Source organism: Thiofilum flexile DSM 14609 (genome assembly GCF_000380185.1).
Taxonomy (GTDB): domain Bacteria; phylum Pseudomonadota; class Gammaproteobacteria; order Thiotrichales; family Thiotrichaceae; genus Thiofilum; species Thiofilum flexile.
Map to the genome: position 1 here is coordinate 39,416 of NZ_KB904791.1, position 17,394 is coordinate 56,809.

Here is a 17,394-nt window from a genome sequence, read left to right on the forward strand (position 1 = left end):
ATGAAATTACTGCATACCTCCGACTGGCATTTAGGGCGTTTGCTCTATGGTAAAAAGCGTTATAGTGAATTTTCTGCCTTTTTAACGTGGCTCATCACAACAATTCAAGCGGAAGAGGTGGAGGTGTTAATTGTCGCAGGCGATATATTTGATACCACCACACCCGGTAATCAAGCCCAAGAGCTGTATTACTCGTTTTTGCGTGCAGTGGGCAATACCTGTTGTCGGCATGTGGTGATTACGGCGGGCAATCATGATTCCCCGGCGTTTTTAAATGCACCGAGTGCGTTATTGCGTTGTTTGAATATTTATGTGGTCGGTGCCGCCACACCGGATTGGCGTGATGAGCTGATTACGCTTTGTGATGCAAAGGGGCAACCGCAAGCCCTGATTTGCGCCGTACCCTATTTACGGGATCGAGATCTGCGCCATGCGGAGGCAGGGGAGACGATTGAAGATAAAGAGCTGAAGTTATTGCAAGGTATTCAGACCCACTATGCGCAATTAGCCGAACTTGCATTGCAGGCTCAAGCACAATGCTCTGAGCCTATCCCGATTATTGCCACCGGACACTTATTTACTAGTGGGGCGCAAACCGCCGAGGGGGATGGGGTGCGGGAATTGTATGTGGGGTCTTTGGGGCATATTCCGGTGTCTTATTTTCCTGCTTGTTTTGATTATGTGGCGTTAGGGCATTTGCATGTGCCGCAAGTGGTCGGGGGCGTTGCCACACGGCGCTATAGTGGCTCGCCGCTTGCGATGGGGTTTGGGGAGGCGCGGCAAACTAAAAGTGTGTGTGTGGTGGAGTTTGGTACTGCAGCGCCGGTGGTAAAGCTCGTACCTGTTCCGGTGTTTCAGGTGTTAGAGCAAGTGCGGGGTTCTTTGAGTGTTTTACAGCAGCGTTTGGCGGATGCAGTAGCGCTGCAGCAATCGATGTGGGTGGAGGTGATTTATGAGGGTGAGGAGGTCATTGGGGATTTACGCGAGCAATTAGAGTTGATTACGGCGGGGAGTCAGGTCGAGATTTTACGCATTAAAAATACCCGTATCAGTGATCAGGTGTTGCAGCCGCTACAACTGGGTGAGAGTTTAGATGATTTGGATACCTTTGAGGTGTTTGAGCGCTGTTTACAAGCTCATCAAGTGCCAGAGTCGCAATGGGCTGATTTACAGCTTTTGTATAAAGAGGTGGTTGCGACTTTGCAGCAATGAGTTCTAGTGTTTAGTCATCTATCAATTCAAGTTTAATGTAGTGTTGAAGCGTTAAGGTTTGGGTTAAGATGCCGGGGTGCTGTTGGTGAGAGTGATTTATGGCATCAGATAAAACCCCAGAAGAGATTGTTTTAGAACGAATTGACGAGTGTCGGCAAACGCGCTCGCCACGTTTAGATTTAAGCAAGCTAGATTTGGCAGAAATACCCGAATCGGTGTTTGAGCTAGAGTGGTTGACGGAGTTAGATGTTTCAGGGTCTTGGGGTAAGCACGGTACTATATGCTCTATTTCTCCTCAAATTAAAAAGCTTACACAACTAACGAAATTAAATATTAGTCGCAATAAGTTTGCTGACTTAGATTGGTTGCAATATATACCACTATTGCAAAGTTTAGACTGTAGTTATAATAGATTGATGACGTTAGATGGCTTGGGGTATGTTCCATTACTACGAACCTTAGACTGTCATAGTAACGGATTGGAGACGTTAGAGGGTTTAGGTGCTGCTCTGCAGCTACAAGACTTAGACTGTAGTCGTAATAGATTGGAGACGTTAGCGGGCTTGGATGCTGCTTCACAGCTACAAAGCTTATATTGTCGTAATAATAGGTTAACAACATTAGATGGCTTAGGTGCTGCTTCACAGCTACTAATCTTATATTGTAGTGATAATAGATTGGAGACGTTAGCGGGCTTGGATGCTACTCCACAGCTACTAATCTTAGACTGTCGAAACAATCAACTTTTGTCCATAGAGCTGATTAAAACATTAGGATTGATTAATCAGCTTAAGAGCCTAAATCTTTATGGTAATCCTATAACATATATTCCGCCGTATATTTTTAGTAGTCACATTAGTAGTGGTTGCCTCGAACCACTTAGGCACTATTGGCAAGCTCTAGCCAAAGGCGCTACTAGAGTCCAGCAACTCAAAGTCCAGTTAATCGGCAATGGACTAGTCGGCAAAAGTACACTCGCCTATGCACTTGAGCATCGCAAAGCCCCAACTGAAAACTTTACCACCACACATGGCATTGTGGTGAAAAACATTGACCTCAGGGTCGAGGGTTTAGAGCAACCAGTAACGCTCAATCTATGGGATTTTGGTGGGCAAGAAATTTATCACGCGACCCACCGCCTATTTTTATCCAATGATCGCGTTTATCTCCTCCTCTGGGCAGAGGATACAGAAGAGCATGAAAATGAAACTCGCCATCCGGTGAGCTACTGGCTCGAATTGATTCATGATTTAGGTGAAAATTGTCCCATTATTTTAGTGAAAAACCAGATTGATAAGAGTGATTACGATGGTTTTAGCCCACCAGAATTAGATAAAAACTGTATCGGATACGATCAAGTCGAGCATGGAATTAAAGTTTCGGCTTTGAAGTATGAGGGTTTAAACACTCTACGAGGTGCATTAGAAGATGCCATCAACAAGCTAAGTGGCAAAGTTTGCCTTGATCTACCCAATTCATGGCTCTCTGTGCAAAGTGAATTAGAGCGTTTACGCTCGGAAAATACTAAAACAATTCCCTTTGCCCATTTTGAGCAGCTTTGCATTGGGCATGGTATAAGTAATACTGCTTGGTTTGTAAAGTACTTGCATGATACAGGAGTGCTTTTTTATAAAGCAGATATATTTCAAAATCAAATAATTCTAGATCAAAACTGGGCGATTGAGGCGGTATATAAGGTTTTTGATCCCAATAAGAAGTTTCGTGCTCGGATTGAGCGGGCAGGTGGTCTTTTGGCTCCAGATGATTTGGAAGATATTTGGCCTAATGAGAAAGAGGCTGAGCGAGAAATCTATCTGGAGTTTATGAAAAACTGCCACATTGGTTATGCTAAAACCTATGATTATAAAAAGAGATTAACACAATATGATTTTATTATTCCTGCTTTATTGCCACAAAATACACCTATTAAAACTAGTTGGGGGCGTGACCAAGCAGATGATTGGATTTTAACTGTCGATTATCCTTTCTTGCATCGTAGTATTGTTGAGCGTTTAATTATTAAATTAGGAGAGAAGTATCAAGACCAAAGTACTCCATGGTTTAATGGGGTTTATTGTGTTACTCCACAAGGGAAAATCTTAATGGAGGCTATGCTAGATAATAAGAAGCTCTCTAATAAAGGCCAAGTATGCTTTAAACTAAGAGGAGAGCGCCTAGATCCTTTACTTCTAGAGTTGCGTAAGTTTATTCAAGATGCTAGTCCCCATAGGCGTTATGAAGAGTCTCTAACCAAACAAGGCGCTACTGAACCACTAAAGCCCTTAACAGCAAATTCATTTCAAGAAGAGGAATCGACAATGGATCAAAAAATCAAAATTTTTATTTCTTATTCTCATGCCGATGAAAAGCCTTTTTTAGAAAAAACGGAGCAATGCCTCAAAAACCTCGGACGCGCCCTACCCATCGAGTTTTGGCATGATCGTAAACTACTAGCAGGTTCTTCCGTTCATGATGTGATCTTTAAACAACTTAAACAAGCCGATATAGTGATTCTGCTGGTAAGCCCTGATTTTATCGCATCGGACTATTGTTTCACTAGAGAAATTGTGGAAGCACTCAAAATCTATGAAAAAGAGCAAAATATTATAATTCCAATTATTATTCGTGAAACTGAGGGTTGGAGGGATTATGATATTGGTAATATCACAGCACTGCCAACTGATGGTAGGCCATTTAAAAAATGGGCTGATCCCGATGAATTTTGGGCAGATGTACAAAAAGGTTTGCGTTTAACCATTCAAGCCCTACTTGAGAAAAAAGGAGTAACCAATGTCTCATGACGCACCCATCAATACCGGACGTTTAAAACACCTCGAAATGATTCAGCAAGTCATTAATCGTCTGGCGGGTAATGCCTTTATTATCAAAGGCTGGAGTATTACCCTCACCTCAGCTTTACTACTCTTTATAGCCAAAGAAGATAAAGATCAAATTGCATGGGCAGCCGTCTTAGTCATACTCGCCTTTTGGCTACTCGATGCACTCTATCTACAAAAAGAACGGCAATTTCGAGCGCTTTACAATCACTATATTCAACAACCCCAAAATAGCGCAACAGATTTCAAAATGGATATTAGCCAGTTTAAAGACCAAGTTGGTTCCGTTTGGAAAGTTCTCTTCGCACCCTCACTAATTAGCCTACATCTACCGCTATTGATTGGCCTTGTACTGGTCTTAGTGCTTATTCGTTAAGCACTGACTCCACTGGTCTACTGATCATAACATCCATTTTAGCTGCCATTGACCCGCTGCTAGTGCCGTACCATAATCCTAATTAATTGTAATCTTGGAATTTAAACATGGAATTATTTAGTTACTTTCGATCCTCAGCCGCATTTCGCGTGCGCCTCGCGCTGAATTTGAAAGATATTCCACACACCATTACTCCAATCAGTTTAATAAAAGGTGAGGAAAAATCGGCGGAGTATCTAGCAGTCAACCCTCAAGGCTTTGTCCCCGCGCTACGCCTAGATAGTGGGCAAGTGCTGACTCAGTCACAGGCGATTATTGAATATTTAGAAGAAACCTATCCCGATAAACCTTTGTTAGCGACTGATCCTATTGTGCGAGCAGAGCAACGCGCTTTTGCAGCAGTGATTGCCTGCGATATTCACCCCTTAAATAACACCCGTGTGCTGAATGACCTAGAGCAACGCTTTGGAGCAGGGAAGGAGCAAAAAGAAGCGTGGTATCGCCAATGGATTCAAGAGGGTTTCGATGTGCTAGAGGCGCGATTGCAAAATCATGCCGGACGCTTTGCTTGGGGCGATACTCCGTCAGTCGGCGATGTGTTTTTATTGCCGCAGACTTTTAATGCCTTACGCTTTAATGTACCCATGGATGCTTATCCTACTATTATGGCGATTTATCATCACTGTTTAGAATTACCCGAAATAGTCGCCGCAACCCCCGCCCAGCAGGCCGATGCATTTTAGGGTAATATTTATTTTTAAGGCTGCTAGGAGTGTACTTTGATGTCAACTTTACTGTGGCAACCGTCCGCTAAACAAATGCAAAGCAGTACCTTATGGCACTTTATGCAGTGGGCAGCGATGCAAACCCAACAAGTATTCAATACTTATGCAGAGCTGTATCAGTGGTCGATAGAGGACAGTCCGCGCTTTTGGTCATTACTGTGGGACTATACCCAAATACGCGGCGTCAAAGGCGAGCAAATAGTCGTCAATCAGGACAATATTGAGAAAGCAGTCTGGTTTCCTGACGCACAGCTCAATTTTGCTGAGAATCTATTGCGTGAACCCGATGCTGGGGGCGATACAGTCGCGATTTATTTTAAGGTTGAAGATCAAGCCATTCGCACCCTGACTTTTGATCAACTACTCGACCAAACCCAAAGGGTAGCGACTTGGCTGAAAGCACAGGGCGTGACGGCGGGTGATCGGGTGGCGGGCTATGTGGCGAATACACCTGAAACCGTGATTGCTATGCTGGCTGCCACCAGTTTAGGGGCGATCTGGACTTCAACCTCGCCCGATTTCGGGGAGGAGAGCGTGATTGAGCGCTTCGGACAGACTGAGCCTAAAGTACTGTTTGCAGTGGATGGTTATTTTTATAATGGTAAGCGTGTCGATATTCGGAGCAAAGTTCAGACGGTACAAGCCGCACTTCCAAGTATTGAGCAGACTGTGATTGTGCCCCTACTAGAGGCGGATACAACGGGGTTGGGAGTCGCTTGGGCAGAGGTGCTACAAACGCCCAGCCTACCGCTGGAGTTTGTGCCGCGTGGTTTTAATGATCCTCTGTATATTTTGTATTCGTCTGGTACGACGGGCAAGCCTAAATGTATTACCCATAAAGTCGGGGGCGTATTACTCCAGCACCTGAAAGAACAGCAATTGCATAGTGATATTCGCGCCGGCGACCGGGTGTTTTATTTCACCACTTGCGGCTGGATGATGTGGAATTGGTTAGTGAGTGCTTTGGCTTCCAAAGCGGCTTTAGTGCTGTATGAAGGTTCGCCCTTTTATCCTTCAGGCGAGGTATTGTGGGATTATGCCGAGGCGGTGGGAGTCACCTTATTTGGGACTTCAGCTAAGTATTTAGAGGCCTTGAATAAAGCCAATATTCAACCTAAAACCACGCGGCGGCTACATACTTTACGCACCCTATGTTCGACCGGCTCCGTGTTGGCACCAGAGAGTTTTGACTATGTCTATGCGGGCATTAAACGAGATATGTGTCTGGCCTCGATTTCTGGGGGGACGGATATTGTGTCTTGCTTTGTGTTGGGTAATCCACTCTTACCCGTGTATCGCGGGGAAAGCCAATGCCGTGGGTTAGGGATGGCAGTTGAGGTATTTAATGAAGAGGGTAAGCCAGTAGTAGGGCAAAAAGGCGAGCTGGTGTGTACCCAAACCTTTCCCTCACAACCCGCCTTTTTCTGGGGGGATAGCACTGGCGAGAAATACCATAATGCCTATTTTGCTCAATACCCGAATGTGTGGCAGCACGGTGATTATGTAGAACTAACCGAGCACGATGGGGTAATTATCTATGGGCGTTCCGATGCGACCCTTAATCCGGGGGGCGTGCGGATTGGGACGGCTGAGATTTATCGCTATGTCGAGCAATTAGACGAAGTGCTAGAGAGTATCGCGATTGGGCAGGATTGGGATAACGATGTGCGAGTGGTGCTATTTGTGGTGCTTAAGCCTGCTTATGTACTTGATGCTGCACTGATCCAGAAAATTCGCTCGACTATTCGTCAGCACTGTACTCCGCGCCATGTTCCTGCCAAGGTAATACAGGTCGCTGCGATACCCCGTACCAAGTCGGGTAAAATTGTGGAGTTAGCGGTGCGCGAGGTAGTGCATAATCGGGTGGTCAAGAATATTCATGCCCTCGCCAATCCAGAAGCATTAGAGTACTATCGGAATTTAATCGAATTGCAGACTTGACCCTAGCTTCGATCCCTGATGCTGTATTTCGCCATCAGACATGAACAGGTATGAATCAAAGACCTAATTTAGCTTTGTTTGATAAATATGAGTTCCCTTTTTGTGGTTCATGTGTAGTATCATGGGTTAGAGTGATAATAAAAACTAAATCTTGACTATTTTGCTCTTGAAATCTCAGTTGGCTGTCCATATCTAGTGTATAAGTATTTAATAATAGACTTTAACTGATCACTATATGATCGATTTTTGTTATTAAATGATTAGTAAATAAGTAATTGATATTAATTAGTTTATTCAAGGGTTCCGGTATTAAATAAATGCCTTGTCCCTACTCTCATAACATTACTTAGGTCTTTTTACGCATTGCAAGCACTGCCTACTAGAGGCGAACGAATCAACCATCGTTTACACCTCTAACTATCAGTGCGGCAACCCAAATGATAGAAAATAGAAACTGTGAGGTTACGCTATGACTGAATCTAATGTTCGCGCAGCGCAAGGGTATGATTCTACCCCCTCAAATTTGCCTGACGATATTTTAATTGTGTTACCGACTCGTAATATGGTGCTATTCCCCGGAGTAGTTGCCCCCATTACCCTGAGTCGAGAAACCAGTATTACCACCGCTCAAGAAGCCATTCGCCAAGGCAAGCGCTTAGGCTTAGTAATGCAACGCGATCCCGATCAAGATAATCCGGGCGTGAATGACCTTCATGCGGTCGGCATTCAAGTCAATATCTTGCGCTATGTGACCACTAAAGATGGGAGTCACCACCTTGTAGTACAGGGTGAGGAGCGTTTTCAGGTATTAGATTACGTGATTCAAGGGGGCGCTTATTTAGGGGCTAAGGTTAGACACTTACCGGATGTCGACGATCAAGATCCCACGATTAAAGCCAGAATGCGTCATTTACAGCAGATGGCACTGGAAGTTGCAGGCTTACTCCCGCAATTGCCGGAAGAGGTGATCCAGACCCTGCGTAATATTAAAGAAGCCGGTGCTTTGGCGGATTTAATCGCTAACTTTATGGATATGACCCCAGAGGCCAAACAAGCCTTATTGGAGATTACTGATCTACAAGAGCGCTTGGATAAGGTGTCTGAGCTACTCACACGCCAATTAGAAGTGCTCAAGCTTACCAATGAAATCGACAAGAAGGCGCGTGCCTCGATGGATGAGCGTCAACGTGAGTATCTCTTACGTGAGCAATTGAAAACGATTCGCCAGCAACTCGGCGATGATGATGACAATAGCACTGAACTAGAGGAATTACGGGCGCGTTTAGAGGCGGCAGAATTACCGAATGAGGTTTATGAACAAGCTAAAAAAGAGCTACGGCGTTTAGAGCAAATGCAAGATTCCTCCAGCGAGTACTCCATGGTGCGTACCTATTTGGAGTGGTTGGCTGAGTTGCCTTGGAGTCGCTTGGATGCTGAAACCATTGATATTGCTAAAGCGCGGCAGATTCTAGATGACGAACACTTTGGCTTGGAAAAAGTAAAGCAGCGCATTATTGAATATTTAGCGGTACGTAAGCTCAATCCAGAAGGACGCAGCCCTATCCTATGCTTTGTAGGCCCTCCGGGGGTAGGCAAAACCTCGATGGGGCAGAGTATTGCGCATGCGATGGGCTTGGAGTTTGTGCGTTCGAGCTTAGGTGGGGTACATGATGAGGCGGAAATTCGCGGGCATCGGCGCACCTATCTAGGCGCTTTACCGGGTAATATTATTCAAGCCTTGCGTAAAGCCGGCACCCGTAATCCGGTGTTTATGCTCGATGAGATTGATAAGCTAGGGGGCGGCGGTTTCCACGGTGATCCCGCAGCGGCACTCTTAGAGGTACTTGATCCTGAGCAAAACGGTACGTTTCGGGATAATTATCTAGCCCAAGCATTTGATTTACGCAACGTCGTCTTTATTGCTACGGCGAATGTGCTGGATGCGATTCCAACACCTTTGCGGGATAGAATGGAAGTGATTGAGCTGCCGGGCTATACCGAAGAGGAAAAGGTCGAGATTGCTAAACGCTATTTGGTCAAACGCCAATTAAAAGATAATGGCCTCACCGCCGAGCAAGCACTGATTACCGAGGCGGCTCTGCGTAGCCTGATTAGTGAGTATACCCGCGAGGCTGGGGTGCGTAATCTGGATCGTAAGCTAGGTGCTGTATTGCGTCGTGCAGCGGTACAGGTGGCAGAAGGTGCGGCTACACCGATTATCATTGATGCAGAGCAAGTGCAAAGTGTTTTAGGTGCGCAGCGCTTTGAAAGTGAAATCGCTATGCGTACTAGTATGCCCGGCGTGGCAACAGGCTTGGCATGGACGCCCGTGGGTGGGGATATTCTCTTTATCGAAACCACTAAAATGCCCGGTCATGGTAAGTTAATTATTACCGGACAGCTGGGGGACGTGATGAAAGAGAGCGCTCAAGCGGCCTTGAGCCTAGTTAAATCTCGTGCAGATGCTCTGGGGATTGATGCTAAGGTGTTTGATGAACATGATATTCACCTACACGTACCGGCAGGGGCGATTCCTAAAGATGGCCCTAGTGCTGGGGTGGCGATGTTTACCTCACTGGTATCCTTACTCACCGGACGCTGTGTGCGTAGTGATGTAGCGATGACGGGTGAGATTAGTTTGCGCGGCCTCGTGTTACCGATTGGGGGTGTGAAAGAAAAATGCTTAGCGGCTTTACGCGCAGGTATCCATACGGTGTTATTACCCGCTCGGAATCGTAAAGATGTAGATGATGTGCCGGAAAATGCGCGTAAACAACTAAACTTCATCTTTATGGAGCGCGTAGAAGATGCTATGAAAGCGGCGCTAGAGACGAATGAGTCAATGGTCGCCGCCTATCAATCGGCAGCTTAGGGTATTATAAAGTTACTTGACTGGTACTAGCCCCTAATAAGGCTAGTACACTTTTAAAGCACCTCTTGGGTTATTTGCACCAAAGAGGTGCTTTTTTGTTTTAGTAGCAGGGTAAAATAAGGACACAGAGAAAGTCAGTAGGTCTTTCTTCCGCAGTCTTGGCGGCATGGATGCCGCCTTGTAGCGTACAAGGACGTATTCACAGCGACTGCGGAAGAAAGACCTACTGACTTTCTTCTCTAATAGCTGAACAAAGTCGAGTACTTAGCTCAGCACTATTTTTTGGCATAAAAACTGCTAACGGTTAGTATTGGTGCTTGAATAGGTTTATCTATGCTCAAATTGACGACGAAACTCCCGAATCCTCCTAAAACGACAGCCTTCACGCTGACGCTGCCTTATGAAAAACGCATTATTACGCGTCAACGGGTGATGCTAGATCAAGGGCTGGAGGCGGGTTTATTTTTAGAGCGCGGTGGTACGTTGCAACAAGGGGATTGCTTGCAAGCTGAAACCGGCGAGCAGGTAAGGATACAAGCGGCTCTGGAGGCGGTTTCAACCGTTTATTGCGAGGATGCTTTATTACTCGCGCAGGTATGCTATCACTTAGGCAATCGCCATATACCACTGGAAATCAGTGCGGGGCGTGTGCGTTATCTACAGGATCATGTCTTAGATGATATGGTGCGCGGCTTAGGATTAAGTGTGGTATTAGAGCAAGCAAGCTTTGAACCAGAGGCGGGTGCCTATGCGGGTGCTCATGCTCATAATAGCCATCCCTATATTAGCTTTAACCATGGGCATTAATGCTTCTACAGATGTGGCACTCATTCGGCTCATGCATTTGGTGAGTCCTTCGCTGCCCATTGGATCTTTTACCTATTCGCAGGGGATTGAGTGGGCAGTTGAGCAGGGATGGATTAAAACAGTTGCTGACTTGAAAGCTTGGTTGCTCAGTCAATTAAATAGCAGTTTAATTTATGTCGATATTCCCATCGTTAAACGCTTATATAGTGCAGCGCAAGCACAGGATTTAACTGCACTCATCTATTGGGTGGAGGTGTTGCTGGCGAATCGTGAAACGCGTGAGCTGATGTTAGAGGAAATCAATCGGGGGCGAGCTTTAGCCGATTTATTGATTGCCTTGGATATCCCAAATGCTAAAGAGTGGAAACCTATATTAGCCCAAAGCCAAGCGGCTGGCTTTGTATTGGCCTCGGTACATTGGCAGATTCCTTTAGAGCAGGCTTTATATGGGTATGTGTGGAGCTGGTTAGAAAATCTAGTGCTCTCAGCCGTGAAAATTATCCCGCTGGGGCAAACGCAGGGACAGGCTTGTTTGCATCAATTAATTCCTACCGTATTGCCCGCCATTGAGCAGGGGTTATTGCTGGGTGATGAAGATTTGGGTGGCTCTAGCTTTGCGTTAGCCCTAGCGAGCAGTCGTCATGAAACTCAATACACACGTCTGTTTCGTTCCTAAAGTTAACAATTTTGTAAAATATTCACCTTTTGCTCAATAAGGCATGGGTGGAGCTTTACCACTTGCATTATTCCTCCTACAGTAATGGCTATCAGTTGATCAATAATGCCTAATGACCTGATCAACTCTTATTTGCACTAAACCATTATCATGTTAACAAGGAGTTTGATGATGAATAATCCCTATAAAGCTAAAGTAGCCGCTATGGCACTCTCTTTTGTGGCAGTAGGCTTTACCTCGGTAGCTTCAGCTAATCCTAATCAAGCCTCTCAAACCGGAGCTGTTACACAAGCTGTGCCACCTAAGCCAGCGGTTAAAGCCCCGAAACCAGCTCAAAAGCCACCGAAGAAAGTAAAACAAAAGAAAATTACGCCTAAGCCTGTGGCTAAGCCGAAACAAGAAGTACCGGTTCCACCAATAGCTGTGAATCCAGCAGGTCCCGTATCAACAACAACAGTCACTGTAGAGCCAATTAAACCTAAGCAAGAAGTACCGGCTCCACAAATCTCTGTGAACCCAGCGCCACCTATGCCAAAACCTACAGTTTCTGTTCAAACGATACCGACTCAATCTTCTAAATAAAGCAAGTCAGGTATACTAAGTGGTAAGGGTCGGTTGATAAGTTTAGGAGCTATTATGTCAATGGGTGAGCAACAACGATTAATAACATTTTGGCAAAATCAGGTCTTAGCCGAGTATGCCTCGGCGTCTATGACGGCTCATTTTACCCATTGGCTGATTCAACTCGGCGCACCCTTAGAGTTAATTCGACAGGCTTTGGCGATTGCTCAAGATGAGGTCACTCATGCCGAAGTCTGTCATCAAGTAGCCGCCACTTTAGGGGCTACTCAATTATTAGATACCACTAAGGCGCAAATGAGTTTTGCCGAACCCTTTGCTGATCCGCGCAAAAACTGTTGTGCGGCCTTATTAGACTTTTATTGCTTAGGTGAAACCGCTGCAGTACCTCTGTTTGCAGCCATGCGTAAAAACACGACTGAACCTATAGCACTACAAGCTTATGAGCGTATTATTGCCGATGAGCCACGTCATTCAACCTTTGGCTGGTTAACACTTGCGTGGGCGGATGAAGTGTGGAGCGAGGCAGGGCAATGGCTACAGGAATTATTTCCAGCGGCCTTAGAACGTATCGCAGCGCCTTATTATTGTGTGGAAGAGTATCAACCCGCACTCTCTGCTCACGAGCTTCAATGGGGCATGTTGCCACGCTTAGACTATGCACAGGTATTTGAAAATAAAATTATTCCCCTCTATGCCAAGCAATTACAGTATTACGATATTGATGTGCTGGCACAGTGGGAGTCATTAAAAGTGCGTAGATTTGCCTAGGTGCGTTTTTCGTTAACAGCCTATCAGCTCAAATTATTGGGTGTACTGCTCATGGTCGGGGATCATGTGCATTACTTCTTTATGGAGCTAGGAGTACCAACGGTATTATATGCTGTAGGGCGTATTGTCGCGCCTATCTTTATTTTTCTAAGTATCGAGGGCATGGTTCACACCCATAGTCGGGAGCGTTATTTAGTACGTTTATTAGGCTGGTCTTGGGTCATGACGGCGGGTAATGTCTGGCTGGAGCAGGTACTACCGACCGAAAAAGCGTTATTTGCCAATATTTTTGCCTGTCTGTTTTTGGGTGGATGGTTTATTTACTTTATCGATTTATGCCTACAGTCATCCAAGCAATCCCCTAGAGCTGGATGGAAAATAATCATTAGCTTGCTTGCTTTACTACTACCTTGGTTAGTCGATTTAGCCAAGGTTAGCATACTCGCCCAAGAGCCAGTAAATACCCCCTTACTGACGGCGCTGCATTTTATCCCTAGCCCACATTTCATCGAGGGCGGTTTATTATTTTTTCTCTTGGCACTCTGGTTTTACTATACCCGCTCCCAGCGCGAGGTACAGTTATTGGGGTTAGTCCTATTAGGAGGCATGCTGTATTTGCAAACCAACTCCGCCGAGCGCTGGTCGAGTGATTTGCAATGGATGATGCTGGGGGCGGTATTACCTTTAGCCTATTATAATGGGCAGCGCGGAGCCGGGCATAAGTACTTTTTTTATCTGTTTTATCCCTTGCATCTCTGGCTATTGTATGGATTGTATTACGTGCTAGTGACCAGCAAGGCTTAAAATCGCTTGCGCTACTAGTACTTTGACCGCATGCTTGGGGTTATGACTAATAATATTTAATTAGCTGGCATGAGTACTTGGTTTATTTCAGATTTACATCTTTTTCCTACCCGTCCGCAGAGCATTGAATTATTACTCCAATTCCTCACCTATCTAGAGCAGCAGCGCCCACAGGGGTTATATGTATTGGGTGATTTGTTTGAGTATTGGGTGGGCGATGATGTATTAGAGCATCCCATGGGGGCGGGGTTTGTGCCAGTGATAGAGGCCTTTCAGCGCTTAGCAGCTCAAGGGGTGCCCATTGCCTTTCAGCACGGTAATCGTGATTTCCTCCTAGGTAAGCATTGCGCTGAGCAAGCAGGTTTTACGCTGTTACCAGAGCACTATGTAGTAGATCTATATGGGGTGCCGACCCTACTCATGCATGGTGATAGCTTATGTACGGAGGATAGGGATTATCAGCGCTTGCGTATGCAATTACGTGATCCAGTATGGCAACAGCAATTTCTCGCACTGCCCTTAGCACAACGTATCGAGCAGGCTCAAGCACTACGTGCCGAAAGCCATACCCAGATGCAAGCTAAAGCAGAGGCTATTTTAGATGTGACCCCGACAACGGTTGAAAGTGTCATGCAGTCTCACGGTGTGACTCAACTCATTCATGGTCATACCCATTGCCCAGCGATACATCCATTTATTGTTCAAGGCCAATGCTATCAGCGCATAGTATTAGGGGATTGGTATGGGGATAAAGGCAGTTTTTTAAAAGTTAGTTATCAAACGGTAAAGCTATTGAATGACTATCAGAGCGCTTATTAGCTATAAATATTACTTTGCTTTTCGTCTTATTTTTAATAAACTAAGTTTATAGCATATAATATTAAGTGTTGTAATTAAGTCTAAGTGGTAATAATACTACACACTTTTAAAAGTGTTTCTTTAAAAATAGCACAAATGGTTTATAATGGATTGTGTAGAAAATATACAACAAATACTAGTTTTTACTACCGGCCTAGGAGATGTCAGTTATGCTTACTTTAGATGAATGCCGTGAGTTCTGTGGGCTGAATGAGTGCCAAATGCATGCTATTGAATATAGTGGTCATTTAACTCATATCGAAGCGCTCGTTTTAGCACAAGAAGCAGACCATGATCGCAGTGCCTGCCTTAAAGTGGTAGAGTGCCTATATGATTATTCAGATCGGGCTTGTGGTAGTCGAGAGACTACTTATGATCGTCAGGAAATGAATTATTCCATCCGTCAATACATGAAAACCCATAGGCAGTTTTTTTCCTAATTGATTAATTAATGTCACCACCTTGTATTTACGCCTAGGGTTTAGGGAGTACTAAGCACTAGGCCTATTAGCGTTTAATAATAAATACTTGCTTGTTAATCAATAAGAGGAGCTGGTTTATTTTGGTAATGATTTTTTCATGAAAAAACTATTATTAGTTGTTGTATTATTTGTTTTAGTTATTTTATTTTTTAGTTTTGATGGACAAACTTTTTTAACATTAGATTATCTAAAGTCTAGTCATTTGCAGTTTACGCGCTGGTATGAGCTGCATCCTTGGTTAGTTACAGGTGTCTTTTTTCTATTTTATATAGCTATCACGGCCTTATCTTTACCCGGAGCGGCACTGTTGACCCTAGCCGCAGGCGCTTGGTTTGGGCTGGGTGTGGGGCTGGTATTGGTGTCTTTTGCCTCCTCTATTGGTGCTACATTGGCTTTTCTGGTAGCACGTTATCTCGCGCGTGATCATGTTCAACAGCGATTTGCGCGGCAGTTACAAGCGCTTAATGCGGGCATTGAGCAAGAAGGTGCTCTTTATCTATTGACGTTGCGCTTAGTGCCTCTAATTCCTTTTTTTATTATTAATATGCTGATGGGCTTAACACGTATGCCCGTGCGTACCTTTTATGGGGTGAGTCAATTGGGGATGTTGCCCGGAACGTTGGTTTATGTGAATGCGGGTACGCAATTGGGGAAGGTGCAATCCACGGCTGAAATATTGTCGCCAGCCTTAATCGGGTCTTTGGTGGTGTTAGCGCTGTTTCCGTGGTTGGCTAAAGCAATAGTGAATTATTGGAAGCGTCGTCAAGTGTACCATGGCTGGTCAAAGCCAAAGCAATTTGAGCGTAATTTGATTGTCATTGGTGCAGGGGCAGCGGGTTTAGTGAGTAGTTATATTGCCGCAGCGGTTAAAGCTAAGGTGACTTTGATTGAGGCGCATAAGATGGGGGGCGATTGTTTAAATTATGGCTGTGTACCCAGTAAGGCTTTAATTAAGAGTGCCAATGTCGCGCATCAAGTCGCTAGGGCGCAGCAGTGGGGGATAATGGCTTCAGGGCAAGTGGATTTTAAGGCGGTCATGCAACGCTTAGCACAGGTGATTAAAGCGATAGAACCCCATGATAGTATGGAGCGTTATACCGAGCTAGGGGTGGAGGTAGTGCAGGGGAGGGCGACTTTAACCGATCCTTGGACGGTTGAAGTGAGTTTGCCAGATGGCAGTACGTGCCGTTTAACAGCACGCAGTATTATCTTGGCTACCGGTGCTAGTCCAGTCATTCCTAAGATTAAAGGGATTGAAAAGAGTGGCTATGTCACGAGTGAGACGCTGTGGGAACGTTTGGCGCAATATGAGCAGATACCTAGTGAGATTGTGATCATGGGGGGCGGGGCGATAGGCTGTGAGTTAGCCCAAGCCTTACAACGTTTAGGCGCAAAAGTGACCCTCATTGTGCGTGCAGAGCGCCTTATTCGCCGTGATGATGAGGAAATAAGCCTATTAGTGCAGCAGCACTTAGAGCGTGAGGGGGTAAGGGTATTAACACAATGCGAGTGGCTAGCCTGTGAGCAAGGGGCGATGAATACAGTTGTGTTGCAACAACAAGAGCAAATTTTAACCTTGCCGTATGAGTTATTAATTTTTGCGCTAGGGCGTGAGCCACGTTTAAAGGGTTTAGGTTTAGAGCGTTTAGGTATTGAGCCGGATAGCCCCTTAGCGGTAGATGATTATTTAGCCACCCGTTATCCCCATATTTATGTGGCTGGGGATGTGGTCGGGGAGATGCAGTTTACCCATGTTGCCGCACATCATGCTTGGTATGCGGCAGTTAATAGTTTGTTTGGGATAGTCCGACGCTTTAAAGTTGATCGGCGTGTGATTCCACGGGTCATGTTTACCGACCCAGAAGTGGCTCAAGTGGGTTTAAATGAGCAAATGGCACAGCAACAAGGCATTACCTATGAAGTGAGTCGTTTTGACTTGGCTGAATTAGATCGGGCGATCACGGAAGGCTTAAGGGATGGGTTTATTAAGGTCTTAACCGTACCGCAGTCGGATAAAATTTTAGGTGTAACGATAGTGGGTACTCATGCGGGAGAGCTATTAGCGGAGTATACCTTAGCGATGAAGCAAGGGATTGGATTAAATAAATTACTAGGCACCATTCATCCTTACCCTACATGGGGCGAAGCTAATAAATACGCGGCGGGTGTCTGGAAAAAAGCGCATGCGCCCCGGTTTTTGTTAAAGGTAATAACCTATTTCCACCAATGGCGACGGGGGTAGATCGCCACTTTGTTGAGTTGTTGTTATTACTTTAATTCTTATAATTTTAATTATGTAAAATAAATAATAACAATAAACAACAGTAAACTTCCTTTAAATCCAAAAATAAGCCACCATATTGCTTAATTAGGCTCCTAGCGACCCTTATAAAA

At 45.1% G+C, this 17,394-nt stretch carries 14 protein-coding genes; all 14 read left to right on the forward strand.

Annotated elements, in window-relative coordinates; translation table 11 throughout:
- Nucleotides 1-1,212, forward strand: a complete 1,212-nt coding sequence (locus A3IK_RS0114170; protein ID WP_020560642.1) for an exonuclease SbcCD subunit D C-terminal domain-containing protein — start codon at nt 1-3, stop codon at nt 1,210-1,212.
- 98 nt (nt 1,213-1,310) lie between these two features.
- Nucleotides 1,311-4,013 (forward strand): COR domain-containing protein, encoded by a 2,703-nt coding sequence (locus A3IK_RS0114175; protein ID WP_020560643.1) that lies wholly within the window; start codon nt 1,311-1,313, stop codon nt 4,011-4,013.
- Nucleotides 4,003-4,425, forward strand: coding sequence for a hypothetical protein (locus tag A3IK_RS0114180; protein WP_020560644.1), 423 nt, complete (start codon nt 4,003-4,005; stop codon nt 4,423-4,425). Before A3IK_RS0114175 ends, A3IK_RS0114180 begins: the two co-directional genes overlap by 11 nt.
- A gap of 107 nt (nt 4,426-4,532) precedes the next feature.
- Nucleotides 4,533-5,168: a maleylacetoacetate isomerase gene (gene maiA / locus A3IK_RS0114185; RefSeq protein ID WP_020560645.1), complete on the forward strand. Its 636-nt coding sequence runs from the start codon at nt 4,533-4,535 to the stop codon at nt 5,166-5,168.
- Nucleotides 5,169-5,207: 39 nt separating this feature from the next.
- On the forward strand, nt 5,208-7,151 hold the full coding sequence (locus A3IK_RS0114190; RefSeq protein ID WP_020560646.1) for an acetoacetate--CoA ligase: 1,944 nt from the start codon (nt 5,208-5,210) through the stop codon (nt 7,149-7,151).
- A gap of 469 nt (nt 7,152-7,620) precedes the next feature.
- Nucleotides 7,621-10,023 (forward strand): endopeptidase La, encoded by a 2,403-nt coding sequence (lon, locus tag A3IK_RS0114195; RefSeq protein ID WP_020560647.1) that lies wholly within the window; start codon nt 7,621-7,623, stop codon nt 10,021-10,023.
- 333 nt (nt 10,024-10,356) lie between these two features.
- On the forward strand, nt 10,357-10,830 hold the full coding sequence (gene ureE / locus A3IK_RS0114200; protein ID WP_020560648.1) for an urease accessory protein UreE: 474 nt from the start codon (nt 10,357-10,359) through the stop codon (nt 10,828-10,830).
- On the forward strand, nt 10,784-11,506 hold the full coding sequence (locus A3IK_RS0114205) for an urease accessory protein UreF (protein ID WP_245539492.1): 723 nt from the start codon (nt 10,784-10,786) through the stop codon (nt 11,504-11,506). Before ureE ends, A3IK_RS0114205 begins: the two co-directional genes overlap by 47 nt.
- Before the next feature lie 168 nt (nt 11,507-11,674).
- Complete coding sequence (locus A3IK_RS0114210) at nt 11,675-12,088, forward strand: hypothetical protein (protein WP_162596667.1); 414 nt, start codon at nt 11,675-11,677, stop codon at nt 12,086-12,088.
- 54 nt (nt 12,089-12,142) lie between these two features.
- Complete coding sequence (locus A3IK_RS20485; RefSeq protein ID WP_162596668.1) at nt 12,143-12,856, forward strand: ferritin-like domain-containing protein; 714 nt, start codon at nt 12,143-12,145, stop codon at nt 12,854-12,856.
- Nucleotides 12,857-13,660, forward strand: coding sequence for a TraX family protein (locus A3IK_RS0114220; RefSeq protein WP_020560652.1), 804 nt, complete (start codon nt 12,857-12,859; stop codon nt 13,658-13,660). It abuts the gene before it with no gap.
- A 69-nt stretch (nt 13,661-13,729) separates the two neighbouring features.
- Nucleotides 13,730-14,479 (forward strand): UDP-2,3-diacylglucosamine diphosphatase, encoded by a 750-nt coding sequence (lpxH, locus tag A3IK_RS0114225; RefSeq protein ID WP_020560653.1) that lies wholly within the window; start codon nt 13,730-13,732, stop codon nt 14,477-14,479.
- 209 nt (nt 14,480-14,688) lie between these two features.
- A complete protein-coding gene (locus A3IK_RS0114230) occupies nt 14,689-14,958 on the forward strand; it encodes a hypothetical protein (protein ID WP_020560654.1) in 270 nt (89 codons plus the stop codon).
- A 139-nt stretch (nt 14,959-15,097) separates the two neighbouring features.
- Entirely contained in the window at nt 15,098-17,242 is a 2,145-nt protein-coding gene (locus A3IK_RS0114235) for an FAD-dependent oxidoreductase (RefSeq protein ID WP_020560655.1), read from the forward strand.
- Nucleotides 17,243-17,394: the final 152 nt, after the last annotated feature.

Coding starts and splice junctions, on each gene's coding strand:
- A3IK_RS0114170 (WP_020560642.1), top strand. CDS start 1: ATGAAATTACTGCATACCTCCGACTGGCATTTAGGGCGTTTGCTCTAT.
- A3IK_RS0114175 (WP_020560643.1), top strand. CDS start 1,311: ATGGCATCAGATAAAACCCCAGAAGAGATTGTTTTAGAACGAATTGAC.
- A3IK_RS0114180 (WP_020560644.1), top strand. CDS start 4,003: ATGTCTCATGACGCACCCATCAATACCGGACGTTTAAAACACCTCGAA.
- maiA (WP_020560645.1), top strand. CDS start 4,533: ATGGAATTATTTAGTTACTTTCGATCCTCAGCCGCATTTCGCGTGCGC.
- A3IK_RS0114190 (WP_020560646.1), top strand. CDS start 5,208: ATGTCAACTTTACTGTGGCAACCGTCCGCTAAACAAATGCAAAGCAGT.
- lon (WP_020560647.1), top strand. CDS start 7,621: ATGACTGAATCTAATGTTCGCGCAGCGCAAGGGTATGATTCTACCCCC.
- ureE (WP_020560648.1), top strand. CDS start 10,357: ATGCTCAAATTGACGACGAAACTCCCGAATCCTCCTAAAACGACAGCC.
- A3IK_RS0114205 (WP_245539492.1), top strand. CDS start 10,784: ATGCTCATAATAGCCATCCCTATATTAGCTTTAACCATGGGCATTAAT.
- A3IK_RS0114210 (WP_162596667.1), top strand. CDS start 11,675: ATGATGAATAATCCCTATAAAGCTAAAGTAGCCGCTATGGCACTCTCT.
- A3IK_RS20485 (WP_162596668.1), top strand. CDS start 12,143: ATGTCAATGGGTGAGCAACAACGATTAATAACATTTTGGCAAAATCAG.
- lpxH (WP_020560653.1), top strand. CDS start 13,730: ATGAGTACTTGGTTTATTTCAGATTTACATCTTTTTCCTACCCGTCCG.
- A3IK_RS0114230 (WP_020560654.1), top strand. CDS start 14,689: ATGCTTACTTTAGATGAATGCCGTGAGTTCTGTGGGCTGAATGAGTGC.
- A3IK_RS0114235 (WP_020560655.1), top strand. CDS start 15,098: ATGAAAAAACTATTATTAGTTGTTGTATTATTTGTTTTAGTTATTTTA.